The 25,913-nt window shown below is 64.0% G+C and carries 30 protein-coding genes and 1 pseudogene; 21 read left to right on the forward strand and 10 right to left on the reverse strand.

What is annotated here, in order from left to right:
• Nucleotides 1-18 precede the first annotated feature (18 nt).
• Nucleotides 19-537, reverse strand: coding sequence for a peptide-methionine (S)-S-oxide reductase MsrA (msrA, locus tag WDS16_RS07615; protein ID WP_338891720.1), 519 nt, complete (start codon nt 535-537; stop codon nt 19-21).
• Entirely contained in the window at nt 534-1,025 is a 492-nt protein-coding gene (gene msrB / locus WDS16_RS07620) for a peptide-methionine (R)-S-oxide reductase MsrB (RefSeq protein WP_338891723.1), read from the reverse strand. The genes msrA and msrB overlap by 4 nt, the downstream gene beginning before the upstream one ends.
• 114 nt (nt 1,026-1,139) lie before the next feature.
• On the opposite strand from msrB, the gene secA2 reads away from it, so the two are divergent.
• Nucleotides 1,140-3,464, forward strand: a complete 2,325-nt coding sequence (gene secA2, locus WDS16_RS07625) for an accessory Sec system translocase SecA2 (RefSeq protein WP_338893286.1) — start codon at nt 1,140-1,142, stop codon at nt 3,462-3,464.
• A 10-nt stretch (nt 3,465-3,474) separates the two neighbouring features.
• Here the strand turns inward: secA2 and WDS16_RS07630 are convergent.
• Both WDS16_RS07630 and WDS16_RS07635 read right to left on the reverse strand, forming a co-directional pair.
• Nucleotides 3,475-4,402, reverse strand: a pseudogene (locus tag WDS16_RS07630) (IS5 family transposase).
• A 46-nt stretch (nt 4,403-4,448) separates the two neighbouring features.
• A complete protein-coding gene (locus WDS16_RS07635) occupies nt 4,449-5,036 on the reverse strand; it encodes a TetR/AcrR family transcriptional regulator C-terminal domain-containing protein (protein ID WP_338893287.1) in 588 nt (195 codons plus the stop codon).
• 140 nt (nt 5,037-5,176) lie between these two features.
• Between WDS16_RS07635 and bioB the strand changes: the two genes are divergently transcribed.
• From bioB to WDS16_RS07650, 3 genes are read left to right on the forward strand one after another with little or no spacing between them, the layout of a single operon-like run.
• Nucleotides 5,177-6,190, forward strand: a complete 1,014-nt coding sequence (gene bioB / locus WDS16_RS07640) for a biotin synthase BioB (protein WP_068381257.1) — start codon at nt 5,177-5,179, stop codon at nt 6,188-6,190.
• 10 nt (nt 6,191-6,200) lie between these two features.
• Nucleotides 6,201-6,419, forward strand: a complete 219-nt coding sequence (locus WDS16_RS07645) for a hypothetical protein (RefSeq protein ID WP_338891726.1) — start codon at nt 6,201-6,203, stop codon at nt 6,417-6,419.
• Nucleotides 6,416-6,991, forward strand: a complete 576-nt coding sequence (locus tag WDS16_RS07650) for a DUF2567 domain-containing protein (RefSeq protein WP_338891728.1) — start codon at nt 6,416-6,418, stop codon at nt 6,989-6,991. Before WDS16_RS07645 ends, WDS16_RS07650 begins: the two co-directional genes overlap by 4 nt.
• On the opposite strand, the gene WDS16_RS07655 is transcribed toward WDS16_RS07650, so the two are convergent.
• Nucleotides 6,988-7,683: an NUDIX hydrolase gene (locus WDS16_RS07655; RefSeq protein WP_338891731.1), complete on the reverse strand. Its 696-nt coding sequence runs from the start codon at nt 7,681-7,683 to the stop codon at nt 6,988-6,990. The two genes, WDS16_RS07650 and WDS16_RS07655, sit on opposite strands and share 4 nt — an antisense overlap.
• A gap of 198 nt (nt 7,684-7,881) precedes the next feature.
• Between WDS16_RS07655 and nadA the strand changes: the two genes are divergently transcribed.
• From nadA to WDS16_RS07675, 4 genes are read left to right on the forward strand one after another with little or no spacing between them, the layout of a single operon-like run.
• On the forward strand, nt 7,882-8,901 hold the full coding sequence (gene nadA, locus WDS16_RS07660; protein ID WP_338893288.1) for a quinolinate synthase NadA: 1,020 nt from the start codon (nt 7,882-7,884) through the stop codon (nt 8,899-8,901).
• Nucleotides 8,898-10,544, forward strand: coding sequence for an L-aspartate oxidase (locus tag WDS16_RS07665; RefSeq protein WP_338891733.1), 1,647 nt, complete (start codon nt 8,898-8,900; stop codon nt 10,542-10,544). The genes nadA and WDS16_RS07665 overlap by 4 nt, the downstream gene beginning before the upstream one ends.
• A gap of 2 nt (nt 10,545-10,546) precedes the next feature.
• Nucleotides 10,547-11,413 carry a carboxylating nicotinate-nucleotide diphosphorylase gene (gene nadC / locus WDS16_RS07670; RefSeq protein ID WP_338891735.1) on the forward strand — a complete coding sequence of 289 codons (867 nt, stop codon included), beginning with the start codon at nt 10,547-10,549 and terminating at the stop codon, nt 11,411-11,413.
• Between the two features lie 27 nt (nt 11,414-11,440).
• Nucleotides 11,441-11,818: an RNA-binding S4 domain-containing protein gene (locus tag WDS16_RS07675; protein ID WP_338891737.1), complete on the forward strand. Its 378-nt coding sequence runs from the start codon at nt 11,441-11,443 to the stop codon at nt 11,816-11,818.
• 7 nt (nt 11,819-11,825) lie between these two features.
• Here the strand turns inward: WDS16_RS07675 and WDS16_RS07680 are convergent, their stop codons facing one another.
• A complete protein-coding gene (locus WDS16_RS07680; RefSeq protein WP_338891739.1) occupies nt 11,826-12,806 on the reverse strand; it encodes a LysR family transcriptional regulator in 981 nt (326 codons plus the stop codon).
• Nucleotides 12,807-12,885: 79 nt separating this feature from the next.
• On the opposite strand from WDS16_RS07680, the gene WDS16_RS07685 reads away from it, so the two are divergent.
• A complete protein-coding gene (locus WDS16_RS07685) occupies nt 12,886-13,299 on the forward strand; it encodes a DUF5997 family protein (RefSeq protein WP_338891741.1) in 414 nt (137 codons plus the stop codon).
• Here WDS16_RS07685 and WDS16_RS07690 read toward each other — a convergent pair whose 3' ends face one another.
• Nucleotides 13,300-13,689, reverse strand: coding sequence for a YchJ family protein (locus WDS16_RS07690; RefSeq protein ID WP_338891743.1), 390 nt, complete (start codon nt 13,687-13,689; stop codon nt 13,300-13,302).
• A 14-nt stretch (nt 13,690-13,703) separates the two neighbouring features.
• Nucleotides 13,704-14,333, reverse strand: a complete 630-nt coding sequence (locus WDS16_RS07695) for a LysE family transporter (protein WP_338891745.1) — start codon at nt 14,331-14,333, stop codon at nt 13,704-13,706.
• Between the two features lie 182 nt (nt 14,334-14,515).
• Between WDS16_RS07695 and hisD the strand changes: the two genes are divergently transcribed.
• From hisD to hisI, 10 genes are read left to right on the forward strand one after another with little or no spacing between them, the layout of a single operon-like run.
• Complete coding sequence (gene hisD / locus WDS16_RS07700) at nt 14,516-15,856, forward strand: histidinol dehydrogenase (protein WP_338891747.1); 1,341 nt, start codon at nt 14,516-14,518, stop codon at nt 15,854-15,856.
• On the forward strand, nt 15,853-17,016 hold the full coding sequence (locus WDS16_RS07705) for a histidinol-phosphate transaminase (RefSeq protein ID WP_338891749.1): 1,164 nt from the start codon (nt 15,853-15,855) through the stop codon (nt 17,014-17,016). The genes hisD and WDS16_RS07705 overlap by 4 nt, the downstream gene beginning before the upstream one ends.
• Nucleotides 17,013-17,648 (forward strand): imidazoleglycerol-phosphate dehydratase HisB, encoded by a 636-nt coding sequence (gene hisB / locus WDS16_RS07710; protein WP_338891750.1) that lies wholly within the window; start codon nt 17,013-17,015, stop codon nt 17,646-17,648. Before WDS16_RS07705 ends, hisB begins: the two co-directional genes overlap by 4 nt.
• Before the next feature lie 7 nt (nt 17,649-17,655).
• Nucleotides 17,656-18,819 carry an MFS transporter gene (locus WDS16_RS07715; RefSeq protein WP_338891751.1) on the forward strand — a complete coding sequence of 388 codons (1,164 nt, stop codon included), beginning with the start codon at nt 17,656-17,658 and terminating at the stop codon, nt 18,817-18,819.
• 9 nt (nt 18,820-18,828) lie between these two features.
• The gene (gene hisH, locus WDS16_RS07720; protein WP_338891752.1) at nt 18,829-19,458 is read left to right on the forward strand and encodes an imidazole glycerol phosphate synthase subunit HisH; all 630 of its coding nucleotides are present in this window, start codon (nt 18,829-18,831) and stop codon (nt 19,456-19,458) included.
• Between the two features lie 10 nt (nt 19,459-19,468).
• Nucleotides 19,469-19,702, forward strand: a complete 234-nt coding sequence (locus tag WDS16_RS07725; RefSeq protein WP_338891754.1) for a hypothetical protein — start codon at nt 19,469-19,471, stop codon at nt 19,700-19,702.
• 47 nt (nt 19,703-19,749) lie between these two features.
• Nucleotides 19,750-20,484, forward strand: coding sequence for a bifunctional 1-(5-phosphoribosyl)-5-((5-phosphoribosylamino)methylideneamino)imidazole-4-carboxamide isomerase/phosphoribosylanthranilate isomerase PriA (gene priA / locus WDS16_RS07730; protein WP_068381215.1), 735 nt, complete (start codon nt 19,750-19,752; stop codon nt 20,482-20,484).
• A 6-nt stretch (nt 20,485-20,490) separates the two neighbouring features.
• Nucleotides 20,491-21,321, forward strand: a complete 831-nt coding sequence (locus tag WDS16_RS07735) for an inositol monophosphatase (protein WP_338891757.1) — start codon at nt 20,491-20,493, stop codon at nt 21,319-21,321.
• Complete coding sequence (gene hisF / locus WDS16_RS07740) at nt 21,318-22,091, forward strand: imidazole glycerol phosphate synthase subunit HisF (protein WP_338891759.1); 774 nt, start codon at nt 21,318-21,320, stop codon at nt 22,089-22,091. The genes WDS16_RS07735 and hisF overlap by 4 nt, the downstream gene beginning before the upstream one ends.
• 41 nt (nt 22,092-22,132) lie before the next feature.
• Nucleotides 22,133-22,471 carry a phosphoribosyl-AMP cyclohydrolase gene (gene hisI, locus WDS16_RS07745; protein WP_338891761.1) on the forward strand — a complete coding sequence of 113 codons (339 nt, stop codon included), beginning with the start codon at nt 22,133-22,135 and terminating at the stop codon, nt 22,469-22,471.
• Between the two features lie 3 nt (nt 22,472-22,474).
• On the opposite strand, the gene WDS16_RS07750 is transcribed toward hisI, so the two are convergent.
• Together WDS16_RS07750 and WDS16_RS07755 are read right to left on the reverse strand one after the other, a co-directional pair.
• Nucleotides 22,475-22,972 carry a MarR family winged helix-turn-helix transcriptional regulator gene (locus tag WDS16_RS07750; protein ID WP_338891763.1) on the reverse strand — a complete coding sequence of 166 codons (498 nt, stop codon included), beginning with the start codon at nt 22,970-22,972 and terminating at the stop codon, nt 22,475-22,477.
• Nucleotides 22,973-23,061: 89 nt separating this feature from the next.
• Complete coding sequence (locus WDS16_RS07755) at nt 23,062-23,526, reverse strand: peroxiredoxin (RefSeq protein ID WP_338891765.1); 465 nt, start codon at nt 23,524-23,526, stop codon at nt 23,062-23,064.
• Nucleotides 23,527-23,605: 79 nt separating this feature from the next.
• On the opposite strand from WDS16_RS07755, the gene WDS16_RS07760 reads away from it, so the two are divergent.
• Nucleotides 23,606-25,171: an anthranilate synthase component I gene (locus WDS16_RS07760; protein ID WP_338891767.1), complete on the forward strand. Its 1,566-nt coding sequence runs from the start codon at nt 23,606-23,608 to the stop codon at nt 25,169-25,171.
• The gene (locus WDS16_RS07765) at nt 25,168-25,842 is read left to right on the forward strand and encodes a TIGR02234 family membrane protein (RefSeq protein ID WP_338891768.1); all 675 of its coding nucleotides are present in this window, start codon (nt 25,168-25,170) and stop codon (nt 25,840-25,842) included. The genes WDS16_RS07760 and WDS16_RS07765 overlap by 4 nt, the downstream gene beginning before the upstream one ends.
• Nucleotides 25,843-25,913 lie beyond the last annotated feature (71 nt).

Here is a 25,913-nt window from a genome sequence, read left to right on the forward strand (position 1 = left end):
GAGTGGGGTGCTTACGGTCTAACTCGACGCTGTTTCGCGGTGCGGCAACTTCCACCCAGGACGTACGAAGTGGCAGGTGTACCCGGTCGGGTAATTCTGCAGGTAGTCCTGATGTTCCGGTTCGGCTTCCCAGAACGGTCCGGCCGCAGTGACTTCGGTGACGACCTTGCCCGGCCACAGCCCGGACGCGTCGACATCGGCGATGGTGTCCAGAGCGACACGCTTCTGCTCGTCGCTGGTGTAGTAGATCGCCGATCGGTAGCTCAGTCCGACGTCGTTGCCTTGGCGGTTCTTGGTAGACGGATCGTGGATCTGGAAGAAGAACTCCAGCAGATCGCGGAACGAGATCACGGACGGATCGAACACGATCTCGACCGCCTCGGCATGAGTGCCGTGGTTTCGGTAGGTGGCGTTGTCGATGTCACCGCCCGAGTAGCCCACGCGGGTGGATTCGACGCCTGGGCGATGACGGATCAGTTCCTGCGCTCCCCAGAAGCAACCTCCGGCGAGGATGGCGGTCTCGGTAGATCTGCTCACTGCTGCGCTCCTTCGTCTGAACCTGCGGTGCTGTCGGATCGGTCGGTGCCGAACTGTGCCCTGTATTCACCGTAACCCTCGGCTTCGAGGCGATCCACCGGCACGAATCTCAATGCGGCCGAGTTCATGCAGTAACGGAGGCCTCCCTGGTCCTTCGGGCCGTCCTTGAACAGATGACCCAGGTGCGAATCGCCAGCCGCCGAGCGGACCTCGGTGCGCACCATGAGGTGGCTGAAATCCCGCTTCTCGACGACACTCGTCGCAATCACCGGTTTGGTGAAACTCGGCCACCCCGAGTGGCTCTCGAACTTGTCGGCGGACGAGAACAACGGCTCGCCTGTCACCACGTCTACGTAGAGGCCTGGTTCGTGGTTGTCCCAGTATTCGTTGTCGAAGGCGCGTTCGGTTCCGTCTTTCTGAGTGACGCGGTACTGCTCGGGCGTCAACTTGCCCACCGATGCGGAATCCTTGCGGTACGAGCGTGTCATCGTGTCCTTTCTGCTGAAAGAAGGGCATTTCGGCCCCGCATCACTCAACAACGGTCACCCGTCGATATTCCACTTCAGTAGTCTGACTGGGGCGGTGCTTACCGCAGTGACTTCATAGCAGTGGATTGGTGGACAACGGTGGCTTCTGATCGGTTCTGGCGCGTACTCGGGCGTTCGGCTCAGAAGGGTCAGACGCGCTCACGCACCAGCGTCGATCGAGCCGAGGGTCACGCAGACTGGGCCGCCGCATTGTCCGACGCCGACATAGCCGCCGCAGCTGCCGACATGCGGGCCGAAGGCGCCGACACTCTCGACGTTCCCCGCTACTTGGCGCTCGTACGCGAGGCCGCGGCCCGTTCGCTCGACATGAAGCCGTTCGACGTTCAGCTCCTCGCCGCTGTGCGCATGCGTGAGGGCGATGTCGTCGAGATGGCCACCGGTGAGGGCAAGACGCTTGCGGGGGCATTGGCTGCTGTCGGCTACGTGTTGTCCGGTCGTTCGGTGCACGTCATCTCGATCAACGATTTTCTTGCCCGTCGCGACGCCGAGTGGATGGGACCGTTCTATTCCCTGCTCGGTCTGACTGTCGGTTCGGTCGCGGAGGGCTCCACGGCATCCGAACGTCGCGCTGCCTACCGATGCGACGTCACGTACGCCTCCGTCAACGAGATCGGCTTCGACGTACTGCGCGATCATCTCGTCGACGATGCCGCCGAACTCGTGACTCCGATTCCCGATGTTGCTTTGATCGATGAAGCCGATTCGGTTCTCGTGGACGAGGCCCTCGTGCCGCTGGTTCTCGCCGGATCGGTATCGACGGACGTGCCCGCCGACAAGGTGTTCGATGTTGTCCGGTCGCTCGACCGGGGGACGCACTTCGACACCGACGCAGAGGGCCGCAACGTATTCCTGACGGACGCCGGCGCTGAACGATTGGAGGTCGAGCTCGGCGGCATCGATCTGTACTCAGAGGGCCACGTCGCAACCACGCTCGTCGCCGTCAATGTTGCCCTTCACGCCCAGGTCCTACTCCAGCGCGACGTGCACTACATCGTTCGTGACGGACGTGTCCAACTGGTCAACGCGTCCCGGGGGCGTGTCGCCGAACTGCAGAGATGGCCCGACGGACTGCAGGCTGCAGTCGAGACGAAAGAAGGCCTCGATCCGACCGAGACCGGTGAAATTCTGGACACGATCACCGTTCAGGCCTTGATCGGCCGCTACGCGACGGTGTGCGGTATGACCGGAACGGCGCTGGCGGCGGGGGAGCAGCTCAAGAAGTTCTACGGCCTCGGAGTGTCGGTCGTTCCGCCGAACCAGCCCAACATCCGTATCGACGAGGAGGACCGCGTCTACGACACGGCGGCCAACAGAAACGCAGCGGTCGTCCGCTACGTAGCGGACGCACACGAGACCGGCCAACCGATACTGATCGGAACGCACGACGTAGCCGAATCGGAAGAAATGGCGCTGCTCCTCGAGGAGGCCGGAATCTCGGCCGTCGTGCTCAATGCCAAGAACGACGCGGAGGAAGCAGCGGTGATCGCCCGCGCCGGCGAGCGTGGATCGGTCACTGTGTCCACCCAGATCGCCGGTCGCGGTACCGACATCAAACTCGGCGGACCGACAGGGGAGGGTGCAGCGAAGGACGAGGTCGCGGAGTTGGGCGGTCTGCTCGTCGTCGGTGTCGGACGCCACACGACCGAGCGCCTGGACAATCAACTGCGCGGACGGGCCGGGCGCCAGGGTGACCCGGGCCGATCGGTGTTCTTCTCCAGTTGGGAGGACGAGGTCGTCACCGCGAATCTGGCGCCGAAGGAGCAGCCGAAGAAACATGACGATTCGGGCCTGATCACGGCCGGTGGCGTTGCGGCAAAGATGGATCACGCGCAGCGCATCGCCGAAGGCGTCATGCTCGAAGTGCATTCGCGCACATGGCGGTACAACCAGCTGACGGCGCAGCACCGCGCCATCCTCGACAAGCGTCGTGCGGCGTTGCTGTCCTCGGGCGAAGCGCTCGACCTGCTGTCGTCGGCGGCGCCCGATCGTGCTGCCGAACTACGCGAGACAGTGTCGGAGGAGACCCTGATCGTGGTTGCGCGCCGAATCGTGTTGTTCCACTTGGACCGATCCTGGTCGGACTACCTCGCTCATCTCGCCGACGTACGCGAGAGCATTCACTTGCGCGCGCTCGGTCGAGAAAATCCGCTCGACGAGTATCACCGCATTGCTGTCGATGCGTTCAAGACGGTGTCGGAGAAGGCCGTCGAGCTGGCGACGTCGACCTTCGAGACCGCCGAAATCACTGCCGAGGGAATCGATCTGGACGACGCCGGGTTGGCGCGTCCGACATCGACGTGGACGTACATGGTGCACGACAATCCGTTTGCCGGGAACACGGCCAACAGTGCGGGACTCGGGCCTGTATTCGGCGGCTAGAGCGTGTCTCTTAAATTGGGTCCGTTTTCGTTTTCATCGCCGGGCGGTGGTTGTGGTTGCGGGAGTGCAGAACTGCCGCGCACAGGACAACGCCCCCGAGGAATGTCATGGCGTACTTGTCATATCGAGTGGCCACACCACGCCACTGTTTGAGCCGCCCGAAGCCACGCTCGACGGTGTTGCGGTGCTTGTACATCGTCGGATCGAAACCCGGTGGACGACCACCGGCGGACCCCTTGTCGGCCCGTCGCTGCTTCTGGTCGCTGCGCTCGGGAATGGTGTGTTTGATCTTGCGGCGACGCAGTTCGGTGCGGGTACTGGGATGGGTGTACGCCTTGTCGGCGAGCAATCGGTAGTCCTGGTCCCCACCGGCAGCTCGGTGGGCATCGAGCAACGGCACCAACTGTGGATTGTCCCCGGCTTGCCCACCGGTCAGCAGCATCGTCACCGGCGAGCACGTCAGGTCGGTCAGTGCATGGATCTTCGTGGTGAATCCTCCGCGAGATCGACCCAACGCGTGGTCAGCGGGTTCGTCGACGGATTTCTTGTAATTCGACAAGGCCCCCTGTGAGAGTGTCGGCTCGCGCACCGGCCGCATGCTGATGCGCCCGGACGCTGGTCGAGTCGATCGAGAGCACCGCCCCGATATCGCCGTCGAGTTCTTCCGGGTCGAGACCGAACACCTCGGCCACCGCGGCAAGCATCTCGTCGTAGGTGCCATCGAAGGACCATCGGTGGTGGCGTTTCCACACCGTCTGCCACGGACCGAAGTCCTCCGGCAGATCTCGCCACGGACACCCGGTACGGAATCGGTATGCGATGCCCTCCAGAATTCGCCGGTGCTCGGCGAACCGCCGCCCACGTTTTCCCACGTCGGTGGGTATCACTGGCTCGACGATCTCCCAGAACTCGTCACTGATCACTCCCACGCGCGTCATCGAAATATCATCGCTGACAGCACCTCTCAAATTTGGGAGACACGCTCTAGGCCCTGGCGCGGGCGCCCAGCCGTGAGCGGACCCCGTCGACCAACAATGCCAGGCCGAAGTCGAACCGACTTGTAGGATCCGGCTTTTCGAACAGTGGTGACGTGCCGTCAGCGAGGGCACCCATGGAGTCCATCTGCATTCGTGCTTGCTCGTCGACGGTGTGGCCGAGGATGTAGTAGAGCAGGGTGTCGGCTGTGAGTTCGGATTCGTCCCGGGACAATCCCGCACGGATACCGACGGCGGCGATCCGTTCGCGGATTCGGTTCGTGACCATCCTCGAGGCATAGGTCGCGGCGACGAGTTCGGCCCCGTCGCGGTGCGAGAGCAGTCGGTCGCGCAGGCGGTGTGCAAGCTCGCGCAGTTGACCGTCCCAGTTCTCGTGCTCTGTCGGGGAGTCGACGTCCGCCAGCAGTGAGTCCGCGATGGCACCGAGCAGCGTCTGCTTGTCCTTGAAATGCCAGTACAGGGCGCCTGGCTGCACATGTAGCGAGGTCGCAACGCGCCGCATGGTCAAATCGCCGAGCCCGTACTCGTCGAGGATGGCAATCGCGCCCTCCAAGACGTCCGCTCGCCGTAGCTGCACTCCGCACTCCTTGGTCGTGGTGGTGACCGGTCCTGGCTTTGACACTAACCGACGCTCAGCCTAACGTGAACGCCGTTCAACTTGAACGTCGTTCAAGTCAGGTTTTCCAAGTTCCACCTACTCGACCCCAGGAGCAGTCCGTGACGCAGGGATCCGTACGAACCGACATTCTCGACATCGCCAGATCTCAGGTGGTGGAGGGCGGCGTCGGACTCGACGAACAACAGGTGTTGACCGTGCTCCGGCTGCCCGACGAACGACTCGAAGAACTGCTGGCTGTGGCACACGAGGCTCGGTTGGCGTGGTGCGGTCCCGAAGTCGAGGTCGAGGGCATCATCAGCCTCAAGACCGGCGGCTGCCCGGAAGACTGCCATTTCTGCTCGCAGTCCGGGCTGTTCGAGTCACCCGTGCGTGCAGCTCGGTTGGACATTCCGAGCCTCGTCGAGGCGGCCAAGCAGACTGCGAAGTCGGGTGCAACCGAGTTCTGCATCGTAGCGGCGGTGCGTGGGCCGGACGCCCGACTGCTCGCCCAGGTCGCCGCTGGCATCGAGGCGATCCGAAACGAGGTCGAGATCGACATCGCCTGTTCTCTCGGCATGTTGACCCAGGAGCAGGTCGACCAGCTTGTATCGATGGGTGTCCATCGCTACAACCACAACCTCGAAACCTCCCGTTCCTACTTCCCCAACGTGGTCACCACACACACGTGGGAGGAACGGTGGGAGACACTGGCCATGGTGCGCGATGCAGGGATGGAAGTGTGCTGCGGCGGAATTCTCGGAATGGGGGAGACACTCGAACAACGCGCCGAGTTCACGGCCGATCTGGCCCGTCTGGAACCCGATGAGGTTCCGCTGAACTTTCTCAATCCGCGTCCGGGAACGCCGTTCGGCGACCTCGATGTGTTGCCCGCCTCCGACGCACTTCGAGCCGTCGCTGCATTCCGCTTGGCCTTGCCTCGAACGATCCTCCGGTTCGCCGGCGGCCGCGAGATCACCCTTGGTGACCTCGGGGCGCAGCAAGGGATTCTGGGCGGCATCAACGCGGTCATCGTCGGCAACTATCTGACGACGCTCGGCAGGCCGGCGGAGCAGGATCTCGACCTGCTCGACTCCCTTCGTATGCCGATCAAGGCTCTGAATTCGACCATCTAAGGTGGACGGCGTGACGACCAGCGGTGACAAGTTCAACCCGTACACAGGTCGGGCCCTCGTGCCGAATGCGATCGACACCACGCCGCAGTCGGCGCTGCTCGGTTTGGAGCCGCCGCGGTTCTGCGGTGACTGTGGGCGGCGCCTGGTCGTGCAGGTCATGCCCAACGGCTGGCATTCGGTGTGTTCCAGGCACGGCGCCGTCGACTCAGCGTCACGTGGTCAACGGTGACGCTCGGTCCGCCCCAAGCTCGCGACGTCAGGTCCGCGAGGGTGCTCGCGGTAGCGGTAGCGGTCTCGGTCTTGTTCGGCATAGTGGGCGGTCTTGTGTGGGGCGCAGCGGCGCCGCCGGAACAGTTCGTCGTTGTCGATCCCGGGCGCGGCGCGGCGTTGACGGGGGAGAGTCTTCATCGGTTCGACGGAATCGCTATATTCGTGTGCATTTCGTTCGTCGCGGGAATCGTTGTGCCCGTTGCCCTGTGGACGTGGACATCGGTCCGTGGCCCGGTTCTGTTCCTCGGTGTACTCGTCGGTGCCGCGCTCGGCTCGTCGGCAATGCTCGGTGTCGGTATCTGGCTTGCTGGGCTGATCGATCCGAGCCCCGACAATCCGCAGATAGGTAGCGTCGTGTCGGTTGCACCGGGGTTCGAATCCCCGCTCGTGCTGGTGGTTCAACCGCTTCTCGCGTCGCTCGTCGTGCTGTTACTGGCGGCGATGAACCCGCACGACAACCTTCGGTTCACTCCAAACCCGGACCCGGAACTGCCGTTGTCCGAGTCGGACGAGATCGACGTCCACCGCTAGCTCGGTGGGCGGAGCGCAGCGAACTCGTCCGTCACCCGAAGCGATGATTCGGTGAACCGGTACAGCGCAGGAGGGCGGCCGCCGGACTTGCCCGAGGGCGAGGTGCGCCCTGTCGGCTCGACCACCTTTCTGCGGCCGAGGACGCGGCCGAGGTTGGTGGCATCGACCTGATAACCGAGTGCGGCGGCGTAGATCTCGCGCAGTGTCGACATGGCGAATTCGACGGGTGCGAGTGCGAACGCGATGTTCGTGTAGGAGAGCTTCGCCACCAGCCTGTTCCGTGCGTGCAGTACGACGGTGCCGTGGTCGAACGACGTTCTCGGAAGCCGGGCGACCGGATGCCATGCGGTGTCGGACGGAAGTTTCGGTTCGGAGTAGATCGGTACCAACCCGAGGAAGTTCGACGCGATTCGGCGGCTCCCCGGTACCCGGTCGGGGTCGCTGAAGATCGACAGCTGTTCGAGATGTGCCACCGTCCGCACGTCGACCTTCTCGGCGAGCTGTCGACGGGCCGATGTCGAGAGGTCTTCGTCGTCTTCCAACACTCCGCCGGGCAGCGACCAGGATCCTTTGTCGGGGTCGAGTGCGCGCTGCCACAGGAGCACTCCCAATTCGGGGGGCTGGCCTGCGATGAATGTCCTAACTTGAAATACCGCGATGAGCACTTCGTGGACAGTGCTACGATGTGGCATGTTTTCGATCATAAGTCGAAAACCCCTACGAAGGAAATCCGGACCGGACGAGCAGCCCGCAGGAGCAACCCAGCAGGACTGCACAGACCGGGCGAACGATGAAGGAGTCCCGCGATGACGAGCAGTGCAACCCGGCTCGGAACCAGTGGTTCAGCAGCAGTCGACAGGGCAGTGACACACGGGTCGGCGACGGCCACGATGTGGGCGGGAGCTGCAGACATCGTCGACGGTCCAGGTGGATTCAGCGGGGTCGAGGCATCCGAGGAGTGGGCCGCCGAGATCAAGCGACTGGCCCGCCAGCGTGGTGCCACGATCCTCGCTCACAATTATCAGCTGCCGGCCATCCAGGACATCGCTGATCACGTCGGTGACTCGCTGGCGCTCTCGCGATTGGCCGCTGAGGTGCCCGAGGACGAGATCGTCTTCTGTGGGGTTCACTTCATGGCCGAGACGGCCAAGATTCTCAGTCCGGCCAAAACGGTCCTGATTCCTGATCAGCGCGCCGGATGCTCGTTGGCCGATTCCATCACCGCCGATCAATTGCGCGAGTGGAAAGCCGACTACCCGCAGGCGATCGTCGTGTCCTACGTCAATACGACCGCCGAGATCAAGGCGCTGACCGACATCTGCTGCACGTCGTCCAACGCGGTCGAGGTCGTCGAGTCGATCGACCCGAACCGCGAAATCCTGTTCCTGCCCGATCAGTTCCTCGGCGCGCACGTCAAGCGCGTCACCAAGCGGGAGAACCTGCATATCTGGGCCGGTGAGTGCCACGTCCACGCAGGCATCAACGGTGATGAACTGGCTGCGAAATCCCGCGTCCACCCGGACGCCGAACTGTATGTCCATCCTGAGTGCGGTTGTGCGACATCGGCTCTGTATCTGGCAGGCGAAGGCTTCGTCGCAGAGGACAAGGTCAAGATCCTCTCGACGGGTGGCATGTTGGATGCGGCCCGCACGACGGGGGCCAAGCAGGTCCTCGTGGCCACCGAGATCGGCATGCTGCACCAGTTGCGCCGCGCCGCGCCCGACGTCGACTTCATGGCTGTCAACGACCGCGCATCCTGCGGATATATGAAGATGATCACCCCGGCGGCCTTGCTGAGATGCCTCGTCGAGGGCAAGGACGAGGTGCACGTCGATCTCGACACGGCGCACGTCGCAAGCAAGTCGGTGCAGCGCATGATCGAGATCGGTAACCCTGGTGGCGGCGAGTGACACCCGAGGTGAGCGTTCATTGGGAACGCTCGGCTGACCTCGTCGTCGTCGGTGGTGGCGTCGCGGGCCTGAGTGCCGCCCGTGCAGCGTCTCGGGCCGGCTCGACAGTGCTGACCGTCGCCAAGACCGGACCTTCGGACACGTCCACTCAGTATGCGCAGGGCGGAATCGCCGTGCCGGCAGAGTTCGCGAGCGCCGATGCCATCGGTTCGCACGTATACGACACGTGCGAAGCGGGCGGTGGACTGTGCGATCCAGTGGCCGTCCGATCGATCGTCGCTGCAGGGCCGGACGCGGTCGCGACATTGGAGTCGTTCGGCGCGAAGTTCGACCGCGGGGCCGACGGTGGGCTGGCGCGAACCAGGGAAGGTGGGCACCGCGTCAGGCGGATCATTCATGCCGGTGGCGATGCCACCGGAGCGGAGGTCCAACGTGCGCTGGATATCACCTCTGGCATGGCACATTCAGGAGAAGTGCTGTTCGGGACCACCGCAGTACGGGTCCTGACAACCGACCGAGGAGTGGTCGGCCTGCTCGTGCACTCGGGAAGCGGATACGGCGTGATTCACTGCCCGGCCGTGCTTCTCGCGACGGGGGGACTCGGGCAGTTGTACTCCTGCAGCACCAACCCACCCGGTGCCACGGCCGACGGGATTTCCCTCGCCCTCGACGCCGGGGCGGACGTCGCCGATCTCGAATTCGTGCAATTCCATCCGACGGTTCTGTACGAAGCAGGTTCGACCGGTAGGCGACCGCTCGTCAGCGAAGCAGTACGCGGCGAGGGCGCGCACCTGGTCGACCTCGATGGCCAGAGGTTCATGGAGGGAGTCCACCCGCTCGCGGATCTTGCTCCGCGAGATGTGGTCTCGCGCGCTATTGCCGAGCGGCTGCGGATCACCGGCACCGACCACGTTCTCCTCGACGCACGTTCGATCGACGACTTCCACACGCGGTTCCCGACGGTGGCGGCATCCGCGCTCGCGGCCGGAATCGATCCGCTCGTGGACCTCGTACCCGTCGCTCCCGCAGCCCACTACTCGTGCGGTGGAATCGTCACAGACGTGTGGGGGAGAACGGGCGTGGACGGTCTCTATGCGGCTGGCGAGGTTGCCAGGACCGGCATGCACGGGGCGAATAGGTTGGCGTCGAACAGTCTCCTCGAAGGCCTCGTGCTGGGCCGACGTGCCGGCGCTGCGGCTGCCGAGCGTCGCGGGCTACCGACTCCCGACGTCGCTGTGTACCTTCCTTCGATGCGCCGACTTCGGCGGCCGGACCTGCAGCAGCTGATGACCGAGCATGTGGGGGTCGTTCGCGACGCCGACGGGCTCGCGTTCGCCGCGTCTGCGCTGTCCGCACTCGCCGAGACTTCGGCGGATGACGCGGACGGTATCGCGACGTCCGCTCTCGACCCCACGGTCACGGCATTCGAGGACTCGGCGTTGACGCTGACCGCATCAGCTCTCGTGACTGCGGCTGCCGAACGCAAAGAAAGCCGCGGTTGCCACACACGGCGTGATCACCCGACGAGCTCGGAGGACCTGCGACACAGCATTCGGATCCGTCTCGGCTCCGATGGAGAGCTGGAATCGCGACCGTCCCCGATCGGCGACACACACGCACAGACCATGACAGGAGTGAGCTGACAGTGAACGCGCTGACGACGCAAGGATTGGACGTGGAGGAAGTGCGCGCGCTGGTCACCTCCGCACTCGGCGAGGATCTGAAGTACGGGCCCGACGTCACCACTATCGCCACCGTGTCCGCCGACGCGGTCGCCACGGCATCCGTCGTATCCCGGGAGTCCGGAACCGTCGCGGGGATCGATGTCGGCCTGCTGGTGTTGGACGAGGTGCTGGGAGCAGGGTCTTACGTAGTCGAGGATCGGGTGGTCGACGGCACGGAGGTGGTGCCTGGCCAGAGCGTCCTGACAATCACCGGTCCCACTCGCGGGCTCCTGACAGCGGAACGCACGATGCTGAACTTGCTGTGTCACCTCTCCGGTATTGCGACGGCCACCGCGGCCTGGGTTGCAGAGGTCGCCGACACCGACACAAAGATCAGGGACAGTCGAAAGACCCTGCCCGGGCTGCGCGCGTTGCAGAAGTACGCCGTACGGGCCGGGGGAGGCGTAAATCACCGTATGGGTCTCGGCGACGCGGCTCTGATCAAGGACAACCATGTTGCCGCGGCAGGTTCGGTGGTCGCGGCGCTGAAGGCGGTGCGGGCCGCGGCCCCGGACATCGAATGCGAGGTCGAGGTCGACAGTCTCGAGCAACTCGACGAGGTGCTGGCCGAGGATGTCGGTCTGGTTCTACTGGACAACTTTCCGCTGTGGCAGACGCAGATGGCCGTCCAGCGGCGCGCCAAGCTGTCTCCGAAGACTCGGCTCGAGTCTTCGGGCGGACTGACTCTCGACGTCGCCCACGACTACGCGAAAACTGGGGTCGACTATCTCGCGGTAGGTGGACTCACTCACTCGGTCACTGTGCTCGACCTCGGGCTCGACATGTAGTTCGGCGAGTCTTGTAGATTCGTTTCGATGTCCGACATGCAGAGCGTTCGCCTCGACAGCTGGATCTGGGCCGTGCGCTTGTTCAAGACGCGATCTGCTGCCGCGGCTGCCTGCCGCGGTGGGCATGTCCGCGTCAACGGCACGCCGGCGAAGGCGGGTCAGCGCATCGGACCCGACGACGAGATCAGGCTTCGAGTCGACGGTCTGGAGAAGATCGTCGTCGTCGTCCGCATCGTCGCCAAACGTGTGGGTGCGCCGGTCGCGGCCGAGTGCATGATCGACAGAAGCCCGCCACCGCCGCCGAAAGAAGTCCTCGCCTCGCAACCCCGCCGAGATCGCGGGGCTGGGCGGCCGACGAAACGTGAGCGTCGAGACCTGGACAGATTGCGCGGGCTGGCTCTCTGATCGGTCGTCAGCGCCTAGACCTCTTGCTCCGAGGTGTAGCGGGACGCTGAACCTTCTTGGCGGGTTTGGTAGGCCGCGGTTTCTTGGTCTTGTCCGGTGCGGTAGGCGTCCCGCGTGAGCTACGGACCGAACGGCCACGAACGATACCGACGAATTCCTCGACGTTGTCGGTTGTCTCCTGGCTCGGCCATGCAATCGCGATCGGCGAGCCGGCGACACCGTCGACCGGCCGGTACACGAGATCCTTGCGTGCGTGTAGACGCGCTATCGATTGCGGCACGATCGCGATTCCCAGCCCAGCAGCTACGTATTCGACGAGTTCGCTGGTGGACTCGATCGGCGGTAACGCAAGTCGAGTGCCGTCCGCCACCTCCGAGGCGATGGCGGTCCACTCCGGAACTTCGTCGAGATCGTGAAGGAGGTGCTCGTCCGACAGATCGGACACCGAGATTCGATCGAACGCCGCAACCGGATGATCCTTGGGTACCACCACTACGGGTACCTCCTCGTACAGTCCGATGACGCTCAGCCCGTCGCGGTCGACCGGCAATCGAACGAAAGCCACGTCCACGGCACCCTCCCGCAGCAACGAGAGCTGGGTGTCCGGTGTGGACGGTACGAGGTCGATCGCGATCTCGGGAAAGCGCTCGGCCCAGATCCGAACCCATTTCGTCGGGGTGACACCCTCGGTGTATCCGACTGTCAGAGTGTGTAGCTGCGAGGCTCTGAGCGCGGCTTCCTCGGCGACACGACGTTCTTCCTCGTCGACGAGAACGCGAGCCGTCGAGAGAAACTGAATACCGTCCTCGGTCAGTTGCGTGGGCGATGCCCCGCGAACGAACAGTGGGTAACCGAGTTCGGTTTCGAGTTCGATCACGGCCGCGCTCAGGGTGGTGCGGGCGATGTTCAACGACTTGGCGGCGCGCGCGAAGTGCAGTTCCTCCGCCACAGCGATGTACCAGCGGAGAGTCTGTACCTCGAAGTTCACGCGTCCAACACTAGGCGACACAATCGATCGTTCGACGACGGTGGCATTTCGCGATCCATCGGGAAGTTAGGCTGTGCGAGTGAGCCCGGAGAAGAAACCACAGAACATGAAGCCCCTGACCGCGGCGAACAAGCTCGGCATCTACCTGCCAGCCGCCCCCGAGGAGTTCCAGTCCACTCCCGTGAGCAGGGCCGATCTCGATGCGCTGCGTGCCGATCCGCCGCAGTGGTTGGTAGAACTCCAGAACAACGGTCCGTTTCCGAAGGACGTCATTGCGCGCCGGCTCGGCATCTCCATTGCGGGTCTTGCTCGTTCCGGAGTGACCGACGCCCTCACGGCCGAGCAGATCGATTCGCTGCTCGAAGAAAAGCCGGACTGGCTGGTCAAGGAACGCCGCACGCAGGACGAGGTCCGCGCGGAGGCCGAGCGCGTCAAGGCGAAAGACGAAGCTCGTCGGGCAGCGAGCAATCGGCCACAGAAGCTCCGCAAGTGATCAGGTACTGACCCTGCCGTCGAGATAGAACCACCGTCCGCCCTCTCGGACGAACCGACTGCGCTCGCGGAGCTCACCGCCTCCGTCGGGATGGCGATAGAACGCACTGAATTCGACCCAGCCGTCGCTGTCGAGCAGACCACCGGCCCCGGTGCCGTGAATGTCGAGTCGGTACCACCGCTGAGCTGGGTCCAATTCGAGAACTGCGGGTCTTGTGGTCGGGTGCCAGGTGTCGAGCAGGTACTGAGCGTCACCGACGCTGAACGCGCTGTACCGCGACCTCATCAACTGCTCCGCTGTCGGAGCCGTCCGGGAACCACTGAGAAACGGCCCACAGCACGAGTCGAATCGTTCGCCTCGTAAGCATGGGCACAGACTGCTCCCGCGCATGGTCCAGGCCCCCATCAGATCGGATTCGAGCGTCGAACGGTCGCAAGGAAAGCTGCTGCGAAGAAGAACAGCCCGGCGAAGGTCCTGTTCATCGTCACCTGCTGCCGCTGCGAGCGCATGACTTTGAGCACTCGCGATGCAAGCGAGGTGTAGCCGGTCATCACCGCCGCATCCACGGCAACCATCGTCGCAGCGATGATCAGATACTGCGGCGGAAGTGCGGCGGACGTGTCGATGAACTGCGGTAGGACTGCCAGCATGAAGACGACTGCCTTCGGGTTGCTCGCATTCACCAGTAATCCGCGGCCGAGCATCGAAATGCCCCGGTCGGCGATCGGTGGTGCTTCGGCGATCTCGGTAGGTGCCGCTCGCCACTGCCGGATTCCCAGATAGACCAAATATGCGACGCCGAACCACTTGATGGCCGAGAAGGCGACTTCGGATTCGGCCAGCACAGCGCCGAGACCGATGGCGACGATGGCGATCTGCAGCAACAGTCCGATCTGCAATCCGAAGATGTTCCAGTAGCCCCGCTTCAAGCCACACCGGAGACCGGTGGACATCGACGCGATAGCACCTGCACCGGGCGACAAGCTGATGACCACACTCGCGCCGAGAAACGCGACCCACAGATGCATGTTCATTCGCCCATTGAACAATGCCCGTCGAACGAGACGGGTCTCGGCACCGCACGTTCGCGTGATCTGCACGCGGGGTAGTAACCCGATTCACTCGGTGTGGGACGTGCAGGTTCAGCTGGAATTCGTCCGCACTATCCTGGGGACGTAGTAACCAGACCTCAGTGTGCTTTGTCGAAGGGAAAACTATGCCTGCCCGCATCGAGCTCGCCCGCGTGGATCTACGCGGTCGAACTCCATCCACCGCCGAACTACGCGGCGCGCTCCCACGAGGTGGAGTGGATGTCGATGCGGTGTTGCATCAGGTTCGTCCAGTGGTCGATGCTGTTCGTGACCGCGGCGTCGACGCCGCGCTCGAGTTCTGCGAGAAGTTCGACGGTGTTCGACCGGACCGCGTTCGGGTGCCTGCCGAGGCCATGGTGAGGGCACTGGACGAGTTGGATCCTGCGGTGCGCACAGCGCTGGAGGTCGCGATCGAGCGGACCAGGATCGTGCACGCCGATCAGCGTCGCACCGACACCACCACGCAGGTAGTGCCGGGAGGAACCGTCACCGAGCGGTGGGTTCCGGTCGAGCGTGTCGGGCTGTACGTCCCAGGTGGCAACGCCGTCTACCCGTCCTCGGTCGTGATGAATGTCGTGCCCGCGCAGACCGCAGGCGTCGGCTCACTCGTGGTGGCGTCGCCGCCGCAGAAGGCTTTCGGCGGTCTGCCGCACCCGACTATCCTCGCGGCCGCGCAGCTCCTCGGCGTCGAAGAAGTCTGGGCTGTCGGAGGAGGGCAGGGGATAGCGCTGCTCACCTACGGCGGCACCGATACCGACGGAACCGAACTGGAACCGGTCGACCTCATTACCGGTCCGGGCAACATCTACGTGACGGCAGCAAAGCGTTTGTGCCGCTCGCTGATCGGCATCGATTCCGAGGCCGGCCCCACCGAGATCGCAATTCTCGCCGACGAGTCCGCCGACCCGATTCACGTTGCGGCCGACATGATCAGCCAGGCAGAACACGACGTCATGGCAGCCAGTGTGCTTGTCACGACCAGCGTGCAGCTGGCTGATGCAGTCGACGAAGCTCTTGCAGCGCAACTCGACTTCACCAAGCACAGCGAGCGAGTGCTGACCGCCCTCACCGGTGCGCAGTCGGGCACCGTGCTGGTCGACGACATCGACCAGGGCTTGGCCGTCGTGAACGCGTACGCCGCCGAGCACCTCGAGATTCAGACCGTGAATCCGTCCGGCGTGGCCGCGCGTGTGCGTAGTGCGGGCGCAGTCTTCGTCGGCGCCTGGTCGCCGGTCAGCTTGGGCGACTACTGCGCAGGATCCAACCACGTTCTCCCCACCGCGGGGTGTGCGCGTCACTCCTCCGGCTTGAGCGTCCAGACATTCCTGCGCGGTATCCACGTGGTGGACTACTCGGAGGCCGCTCTGAAGGATGTTGCCGCTCACGTGATCGCGCTCGCCGACGCCGAGGATCTGCCTGCGCACGGCGAAGCCGTCCGTCTTCGGTTCGAAGGACTGTCATCATGAGCGGCGTTATCGGGCAGGGTGTTTCAGTGGATTCGCTTCCGCTGAGAGAGAACCTGCGAGGCAAGTCGGCGTACGGCGCCCCCCAATTGACTGTCCCTGTGCAGCTCAACACGAACGAGAATCCGCATCCCCCGACGCAGGCTCTCGTGGACGATGTTGCCGAGTCGGTTCGGCATGCGGCGACGCAGTTGCACCGCTATCCGGATCGCGATGCCGTCGAGCTACGTACCGCGTTGGCGGAATACCTGACCGGTCAGACCGGCTTCGACGTCGACGCCAGCAACGTATGGGCAGCCAACGGCTCCAACGAGATCTTGCAGCAATTGCTTCAGGCATTCGGTGGTCCGGGCCGGTCGTCGCTCGGATTCGTGCCGTCGTACTCGATGCACCCCATCATCGCGTCGGGAACGCAGACCGAGTGGATCGACGCCAAGAGGCGCGCCGATTTCTCGCTCGACATCGATTTCGCGGTGTCGTCGATCGCCGAGCGCGACCCGGATGTCGTCTTCGTCACCAGCCCGAACAACCCCACCGGCCACAGCATTCCGACCGAAGACCTGCGCCGCATCCTGGACGCAGCCCGCGGGATCGTGATTCTGGACGAGGCGTACGCCGAGTTCTCGGCGCAGCCGAGTGCCATCGGGCTGATCGCCGAATATCCGACGAAGCTCGTCGTCAGCAGAACGATGAGCAAGGCATTTGCCTTCGCGGGGGGCCGGCTCGGCTACCTTGTCGCGGCTCCGGCCGTCGTGGAGGCCATGCTGTTGGTGCGTTTGCCTTACCACTTGTCCGTCGTCACCCAGGCAGCTGCGTTGGCAGCGTTGCGACACGCATCGGAGACACTCGGCAGCGTCGAAAGGCTGTCTGCCGAACGCGACCGCGTCATGGCACGTTTGACCGAACTCGGTTTCGATGTCATCCCCAGCGACGCAAACTTCGTGCTGTTCGGTCGGTTCACGAGTGCTGCGGCGACGTGGAAGCGCTACCTCGAACAGGGCGTGTTGATCAGGGACGTCGGCATCGACGGATACCTGCGCACAACGATCGGACTCGACTCCGAAAACGACAGGTTCCTCGAAGTGAGCGCATCACTCGTGCAGAGTGAACTCGAGGACATACGGCCGATTGTTACGAACGAGCACGTGGAGACGAACCGATGACGACACCATCCGAAGGCCGGCCACCGAGAATCGCGCGGATAGAACGCACGACCAAGGAATCGGACATCACCGTCGAATTGAACCTCGACGGCACCGGAGTGGTCGATATATCCACCGGTGTCCCGTTCTACGATCACATGCTCACGGCGCTCGGTACGCACGGGCGGTTCGATCTGACGGTGCACGCGAAGGGCGATATCGAGATCGATGCGCACCACACCGTCGAGGACACCGCGATCGTGCTCGGACAGGCGCTCGGGCAGGCTCTGGGGGACAAGTCCGGGATCACCCGGTTCGGTGACGCGTTCATCCCGATGGACGAGACCCAGGTGCACGCATCCGTCGATGTATCGGGTCGCCCGTACTGCGTGCACACCGGCGAGCCCGATTACATGGTGCATTCCATCATCGGGGGTTATCCGGGTGTTCCGTACGCCACGGTCATCAACCGCCACGTGTTCGAGTCCCTTGCAATGAACGCGCGGATCGCGCTGCACGTTCGGGTTCTGTACGGCCGCGACCAGCATCACATCACCGAGGCCGAGTTCAAAGCAGTGGCGCGGGCATTGCGACAAGCGGTCGAGTACGACCCTCGCGTCACCGGCATCCCGTCCACCAAGGGCAGTCTGTGACACAGGTGTGACCTCGCGGTCCAACTCGCTTCTGTCGATCCGCGGCCTGCCTGCTGCGATGGCAATGGGCGCTGCGGCGTTCGGTGGGTGGGGCCTGTTGCTTCCGGTAGTGCCGCTCGCGGTGTCCTTGGGCGGTGGCTCGGATGCCCTCGCCGGAGCGAGCACTGCGGTGTTCATGGCCGCAACAGTCCTCACCCAGCTGTTCGTGCCGAAGCTACTGGTCCGTTTCGGACACCGACTCGTCTTGGCGGCCGGCTGTGTCTTTCTCGGACTTCCCGCTGTGTTGTTCGCAGTATCGGTCGCCGCCGCACCTGCGCTGTCGGTGTCGGCCGTGCGTGGCATCGGTTTCGGGCTGTTGACCGTCGCTTCCGCAGCGCTCGTCGCGGAGCTCGCTCCGCACGATCAGCTGGGCCGCGCAACCGGGGCACAGGGGATCGCTGTTGCGCTCGCGCAGATGGTGACTCTGCCTGCCGGTCTCGTCTTGTTCGCCCTCTCGCCGACTTCTGTCTTCGTGATCGGTGCGGTGGTCCCACTGATCGGACTGATCGCCATCGCATTTCTTCCGGCGACACATCCGGCGGCACCGCCGGCGCGGAGAGCTAGCGAGAAACGTTCGGCAGCAAAGCAGTTCGTGGTTCCATGTCTGGCGATTGCTGCTGCATCCGCCTCGTTCGGCGGACTGTCGAGCCTGCTTCCGATCGCCGAACCGGGCCGCGAATCCATGATCGGCGTCGCTCTTGCCGTCGTCAGTGGATCGATGTTGGTGGGTAGGTACGGTGCCGGTTCCGTTGCAGACCGCTTCGGCATCGGCCGCGCCCTCACACCCGCTCTCGTCCTGGTCAGCACTGGGGTTGCCCTGTTCGCATTCGCGGTCGCGGACTCGCACCCAGCCGTCGTGTTCATGGGAGCGGCAGCAGTATTCGGCATCGGGTACGGCGCCACCCAGAACGACAGCCTGGTCATGACGTTCCGGGTCGCCGGTCCCGAACGCTTCAGTCAGGCGAGTGCCGCGTGGAACATCGGGTTCGACGCAGGGACCGGCGCCGGGGCGATGGCCCTCGGCGTGATCGTCGGGACCGTCGGCTACACCTCGGGTTTCGCCATGGCGGCAGCAGTTGCACTCGTTATGGCCGTGGTAGTCGGCGTCTTCGGTGCACGTTCGGCCGGATAGACTCGAAGTATGAAGTCTGTGGCACTGCTCGACTACGGTTCGGGCAATCTTCACTCGGCACAGCGTGCCCTCGCTCGAGTCGGTGCCGACGTCACCGTCACCTCCGACCCCAAGATCGCGCTTGCCGCGGACGGGCTCGTCGTGCCAGGGGTCGGCGCTTTCGCGGCGTGCATGGAGGGTCTGCTCGAGGTCAAGGGTGACCGTCTCATCGGCCAACGACTAGCCGGCGGACGTCCCGTACTCGGAATCTGCGTCGGAATGCAGATCATGTTCGATCGAGGTGTCGAATTCGGCGTCGAGGCGGACGGCTGCGGAGAATGGCCGGGCACGGTGGAGCGGCTACAGGCCGAGGTGCTCCCGCACATGGGGTGGAATACCGTGCGAGCGCCCGAGAAGAGCGTGCTTTTCGACGGTATCGACGTCGACACCCGGTTCTACTTCGTGCACTCGTATGCGGTTCAGAAGTGGGAAATGCCCGTAGGGGACACCATCGCAGCCCCATTGCTGACGTGGGCCGATCACGGAGGCGACTTTCTTGCCGCCGTGGAGAACGGCCCTCTGTCGGCGACGCAGTTTCACCCGGAGAAGTCGGGTGATGCAGGCGCAGAACTGCTGAAGAACTGGGTCGAGTCTCTGTGAGGGTGCCCCGGTGACCGATCGGGAGTTCTCGTTCGGGCGGCTCGCGATCGCCTCTCTGGGTAGTGCGACGGTGGTGCTCGTGGTAACTACTGCTGTGGTCGGCCTCGTCCGTCCAGGACCTGGCGTGGGTCTGGCAATCGTGGCCGTCGGGATCGCGGCAGCTATCACCGTCATGGGTGTCGTTTCGACGTCGATGACGCGACGCAGTCTGCGCGACGACCGTCAGGACGAGCACGACGAGTAAGACCCTGGCGGGCCTGTGCGTCGAGGGTGGCAGTAGCATAAGCGCACGTGAGCCTGGTCTTATTGCCTGCTGTCGATGTCGCAGGTGGCGAAGCTGTCCGTCTCGTTCAGGGAGAGGCCGGAAGCGAAACGAAGTACGGATCTCCGCGTGATGCTGCGCTGGCGTGGCAGAACGACGGTGCCGAGTGGGTTCATCTCGTGGATCTCGACGCCGCGTTCGGTCGCGGATCGAACCGTGAACTCCTCGCCGATGTCGTCGGTGAACTCGACGTGAAGGTCGAGCTGTCCGGTGGAATTCGCGACGACGAATCGCTTCGCGCTGCATTGGCGACGGGTTGTGCACGAGTGAACCTCGGCACGGCGGCGCTCGAAGACCCCGAGTGGTGCGCGCGAGCGATCGGCGAGTTCGGTGACCGGGTTGCAGTTGGACTCGACGTCCTGATCGTCGACGGTCAGAGCCGTCTTCGCGGTCGAGGCTGGGTCAGCGACGGCGGAGACCTGTGGGAAGTTCTCGAGCGTCTCGAGCGTGATGGCTGCTCGCGGTACGTCGTCACCGACGTCACCAAGGACGGCACTTTGACGGGACCGAACCTCGATCTGCTCGCCCAGATGTGTGAGAAGACCGACAAGCCGGTCATCGCGTCCGGCGGTGTGTCCACCATCGATGATCTGCGCGCCATCGCCGGTCTCGTCGACAAAGGTGTCGAGGGTTCGATCGTCGGAAAGGCGCTGTACGCAGGTCGTTTCACCCTGCCCGACGCCCTCGCGGCAGTATCCGGATAGTCACGGATGACTCTGCCGGAGGATCCACAACGGTTGCTGGAGATTGCCGGTCGGTTGCTCGACGGCACCCATGACCGGTTCGTCGCAGGGGTAGGCGCGCCGAGCGCCGTGCAGAAGGGCCCCGACGATTTTGCGACGGCGGTGGACCTCGAGCTCGAGAAGCGGCTTGCCGCCGAGCTCTTCGAGCAGACCGGAATTCCGGTGCACGGTGAAGAATTCGGTGGTCCCGAGTTGGGTACCGGTACGGTGTGGGTGCTCGATCCTATCGACGGCACGTTCAACTATTCGGCCGGGTTGCCCTCTGCGGGAACGCTGTTGGCGTTGCTCGACGACGGGGTCCCGGTGCTGGGTCTGACCTGGCTGCCGCTGGTGCAGCAACGATTCACAGCTGCGGCGGGCGGACCGCTGTTCCTCAACGGCGAAGCGCTGCCGAAGCTCACCGAACGCTCGTTGTCCGACTCGATGATCGGGTTCGGGGCGTTCAACATCGCCAGCCGCGGACGTACCCCGGGTCTCTACCGGGTACGGATACTCGAGGAGCTCTCGAAGGTGTCCTCACGTCTGCGTATGCATGGCGCCACAGGCGTCGACCTGGCGTACACGGCGAGTGGGGTTCTCGGCGGATGCGTCGTGTTCGGCCACCGCGCGTGGGACAACGCAGCAGGTGCGCTCCTCGTGCAGGCCGCGGGCGGAATCGTCACTGATCTGGCGGGCGAGCCATGGACCATCGACTCGCAGTCGGTGCTCGCCGCCTCACCGAGCGCCCATGCGGAATTGCTGTCCGTTGTCACCGACCTCGGTGACCCTGCGGATTTCCTGGAAGGACGAGTTCGATGACCGTCGCAGTACGCGTGATTCCATGTTTGGACGTCGACGCGGGACGAGTGGTGAAGGGCGTCAACTTCGAGAACCTGCGTGACGCAGGCGATCCTGTTGCCCTCGCGGCTGCCTACGACGCACAGGGCGCCGATGAGTTGACCTTCCTCGACGTCACGGCGTCGACGTCGGACCGCGGCACCATGTTGGACGTAGTCAGCCGCACAGCCGAGCAGGTTTTCATCCCGCTGACGGTCGGCGGGGGTGTTCGTACTGTCGAAGATGTCGACCGATTGCTGCGCGCGGGTGCGGACAAGGTCAGCGTCAACACAGCCGCCATCGCCAGGCCTGAGCTGCTTCGTGAACTGAGCGAGCGTTTCGGTTCGCAGTGCATCGTGTTGTCGGTCGATGCGAGAACGGTTCCCGCTGGGCAGCAGGACACACCGTCCGGATGGGAAGTCACCACTCACGGAGGCAAGCGCGGCACCGGGATCGACGCTGTGGAGTGGGCGACGCGTGGAGCCGAACTAGGCGTCGGTGAGATCCTGTTGAACTCGATGGATGCGGACGGCACGAAAGCGGGATTCGATTTACCGATGATCACCGCGGTTCGCCTGGCGGTCCATGTACCGGTGATCGCCAGTGGCGGCGCGGGCGCGGTCGAGCATTTTCCGCCCGCAGTCACCGCTGGCGCCGACGCCGTACTCGCGGCGAGTGTCTTCCACTTCGGTGATCTGACGATTGCTCAGGTCAAAGATGCGATGCGAGCGGACGGCATCGTCGTTCGTTGAATGATTCGTTTCGACCGTCCGGAAAAGGTACAACGGAGAACATGACTCTCGATCCGAACATAGCGGCACGTCTCAAGCGCAACGAGGCAGGTCTGTTCAGCGCGGTCGCGCAGGAACGATCCTCAGGTGATGTCCTGATGGTGGCCTGGATGGACGATGAGGCTCTCGCACGCACACTCGAGACACGGAAGGGCACGTACTACTCGCGATCCCGTCAGGAGTACTGGGTGAAGGGCGAGACGTCCGGGCACACCCAGTACGTCCACGAGGTGAGGCTCGATTGCGATGGTGACACGGTGTTGCTCGTCGTGGATCAAGAGGGTGGCGCATGCCACACGGGTGACAAGACCTGCTTCGACGCCGACGTGCTGTTGAGCTGAGCGTCAGGCCTTGCCTGTTCCCTCGGCGATCCCCTTGTCGAGCTGGGCCAGCATGACCGAACTCAGCGTGCCCAAGCGCTCGACTTCGTCGTCGTTCAAACCTGCGAACAACAGCGCTTGAACCGTGGCGACATGGCCGGGCGCGGCCGCGACGACCTTGTCCATCCCGGCATCGGTGAGTACGGCATACGACCCTCGGCTTCCTTCGATGCTCTCGCGTTGCACCCAGCCGAGTTTTTCCAGTTTGGTCACCACGTGGGACAGCCTCGACAAAGATGCATTGGCGAACTTCGCCAGATCTCGCAACTGGATTCGGCGATCCGGGTCCTCGGAGAGAACCGACAGTACGAAGTAGTCGAAGTGGGTCAGCGACGAGTCACGTTGTAGTTGAGTGTCGAGAGCTGCAGGCAGCCGAGTCACGAGGGCGACGAGAGACCGCCACGCAGCTTGTTGGCGGTCCGTCAGCCACAGTGGATCGGGGTGTTCTGCAGACTCGTCCATCACAAGAGCCTTCCTGTCGAGCGCACACAATTGGTTGTAGTCACCACAGTGTTTCACTCGACGAAAGGTTCGTGCGGCTGCCCCGCTGTTCACGCCGCCGAGCGGCTCCGAAGGAACGCAAGAGCGTGATCGGCGTGTTCTTCGAATCTGAATTCGCTGCTGTACACGTCGAGGACTGTGCGGTCGGTATCGATGACGAACGTCGATCTCTTGACGGGGGAGAGTTTGCCGAGCAGTCCGCGCTTGACGCCGAATTGGGCGGCCACGGTCCCGTTCTCGTCGGAGAGCAACGGGTAGTCGAACGATTTCACGTCTGCGAACTCTGCCTGCTTCGCGACTGCATCGGTGCTGATTCCGGCCCGCGACGCACCTACCTCGGCGAACTCGGTTGCAAGATCGCGGAAGTGGCAGGCTTCGACCGTGCATCCGGGGGTCAGCGCACCCGGATAGAAGAACAAGACCAGCGGTCCGCTCTCGAGCAAGCTGTCCAACGAACGTGGAGTTCCGGTCTGGTCCGGCAGGGTGAAGTTCTCGACGCGATCGCCTTGTCTCATTCTTCGGAGGCTACCGCGCAGTAAGTTCGAAGGCCACCGCGCGCAGATCCGGGCACGGGGCACCTGGGAGGATGAACGAATGCATGGCGAGACCACTACCCTGCCCGGCGCACAAGACCGCGGGATTTCGGATTCGACCACCAGCCGAGAGGTATTCCGGAGGCTCGCTGCTGAGCACCGCGTCGTACCTGTCGTCCGCAAGGTCCTTGCCGATTCGGAGACCCCGCTGTCGGCATACCGCAAGATCGGCGGTGACCGGCCGGGGACGTTCCTGCTCGAGTCTGCGGAGAACGGCCGATCTTGGTCGAGATGGTCGTTCATCGGGGCAGGCACCCCGGCAGCGCTGACGACGGTCGACGGCGAGGCGGTCTGGCGCGGCAACGTCCCCGCCGGAGTGCCGTCCGGTGGCAATCCGCTCGACGTGCTCGGTCGCACGCTGGAACTCCTACGATCGGAGCGCTTGCCCGGGTTGCCTCCGTTGACAGGCGGGATGGTCGGCTACCTGGGGTACGACGCGGTGCGCCGCATCGAGAAGTTGCCCGAGCATGCCGAGGACGATCTTCAGGTGCCCGAGATGGTGATGCTCCTGGCGACCGATCTGGCCGCCGTGGATCACCACGAGGGCGCAATCACTCTTATCGCGAATGCGGTCAACTGGGACGGTACCGACGACCGGGTCGACGAAGCCTACGACGATGCAGTGCGCAGGCTCGATCGGATGTGCGCGGACCTCGCCGCGCCTGCGCCGTCGACGGTATCGACCATGGAACGACCCACGCCCGAGTACCGCCGTCAGCGAACCTCGGAGGGCTTCGGTCGCGACGTCGACCGACTCGTCGAGGAGATCGAAGCAGGCGAGGCGTTCCAAGTCGTTCTCTCGCAACGGTTCGAGATGGACACCGACGCGTCGCCCTTCGACGTGTATCGCATGTTGCGCGCGTCCAATCCGAGTCCGTACATGTACCTGTTGCACGTGCCGGGGCCCGATGGGGAGACCGCTTTCTCCATTGTCGGTTCCAGCCCGGAGGCGTTGGTGACCGTTGTCGACGGTGTCGCGACCACGCATCCGATCGCCGGAACGCGGTGGCGCGGCAACTCCGAGGAAGAAGACATTCTGTTGGAAAAGGACCTTCTCGCCGACGAGAAGGAGAACGCCGAACATCTGATGCTCGTCGATCTGGGTCGGAACGATCTCGGCCGCGTCTGCACTCCGGGCACGGTGCGAGTGAGCGACTATCGACATATCGAGCGCTACAGCCACGTCATGCATCTCGTGTCCACAGTTGCGGGCACCCTCGCGGCGGGCAAACAGGCTCTCGACGCGGTCAAGGCATGCTTCCCGGCAGGCACCCTGTCCGGTGCACCGAAGGTGCGTGCGATGGAACTGATCGACGAACTCGAACCGACGCGGCGCGGGGTCTACGGCGGCATCGTGGGGTACCTCGACTTCGCCGGTGACGCGGACACCGCCATTGCCATCCGTACCGCTTTGATGAAGGACGGCACCGCGTATGTTCAGGCGGGTGCGGGCGTCGTGGCCGATTCTGTGGCCGAGTACGAGGACACGGAGGCCAGAAACAAGGCGATGGCAGTACTCGGTGCGGTGGCTGCAGCCGAGTCGCTGCGTGCGGTCGGCGAGCCGTGAGCACGCAGGCACCGGTGCGACGTCGCTCGGGGCGTGCGGCGGTTCCGGTCGCTCTGCTCCTGCTTGGGGCGGTGTGTCTGTGGGGTAGTTCGCGAATGACATGGGTCGGTGTCACCTCGTCGGACGGGCTCGGTGAGGCACGGTCGACGGACCTGCTGGGTAGCACCTGGGCACCGGCGTCGACCCCATTGGCTCTGGCGTTGCTGGCTGCGGTTGCTGCGTCGTTCGCGGTGAAAGGGTGGGCGTCGAGAGTTCTGGCTGTGCTCGTCGGACTCGTCGCGATCGGGGCGGGTGTTCCGGCGACGCAGGCACTCGCAGGTGATGTGGACGAAGCGAAGGCCGCCGTCCTGGCGGAGCTGCCTGGACGGGCAGAGGTGCTGACGGCGCAGGCGTTCGCATTGCCCGCGGTTCTCGCGCTGATCGGAGCGGGATGTGCGTTCGGTGCCGCAGTGATGCTGGTGCGGAAACCAACCGCGCGGAAGGTACTCTCATCCAGGTACGACGCACCTGCTGCCCGTCGCGACGCGGTTGCGCAACGAGCGAAGTCGGCGTCGGAACGGGCCGAGGAGAACGTCGATGGGGAAGACTTGACCGAACGAATGCTGTGGGACGCGCTCGATGCGGGGGAGGACCCCACCGATCGGTCAGGCACCCGAAAGTCAGAAGACTGAAACCGCCCACTACGCTAGGGCAGACCTGAAATGAGTTTCCTCACATCAGGTCATCGATGGGAAAGGACTCG

Origin of the sequence: Rhodococcus sovatensis (genome assembly GCF_037327425.1) — a bacterium.
GTDB classification, from domain to species: domain Bacteria; phylum Actinomycetota; class Actinomycetes; order Mycobacteriales; family Mycobacteriaceae; genus Rhodococcoides; species Rhodococcoides sovatense.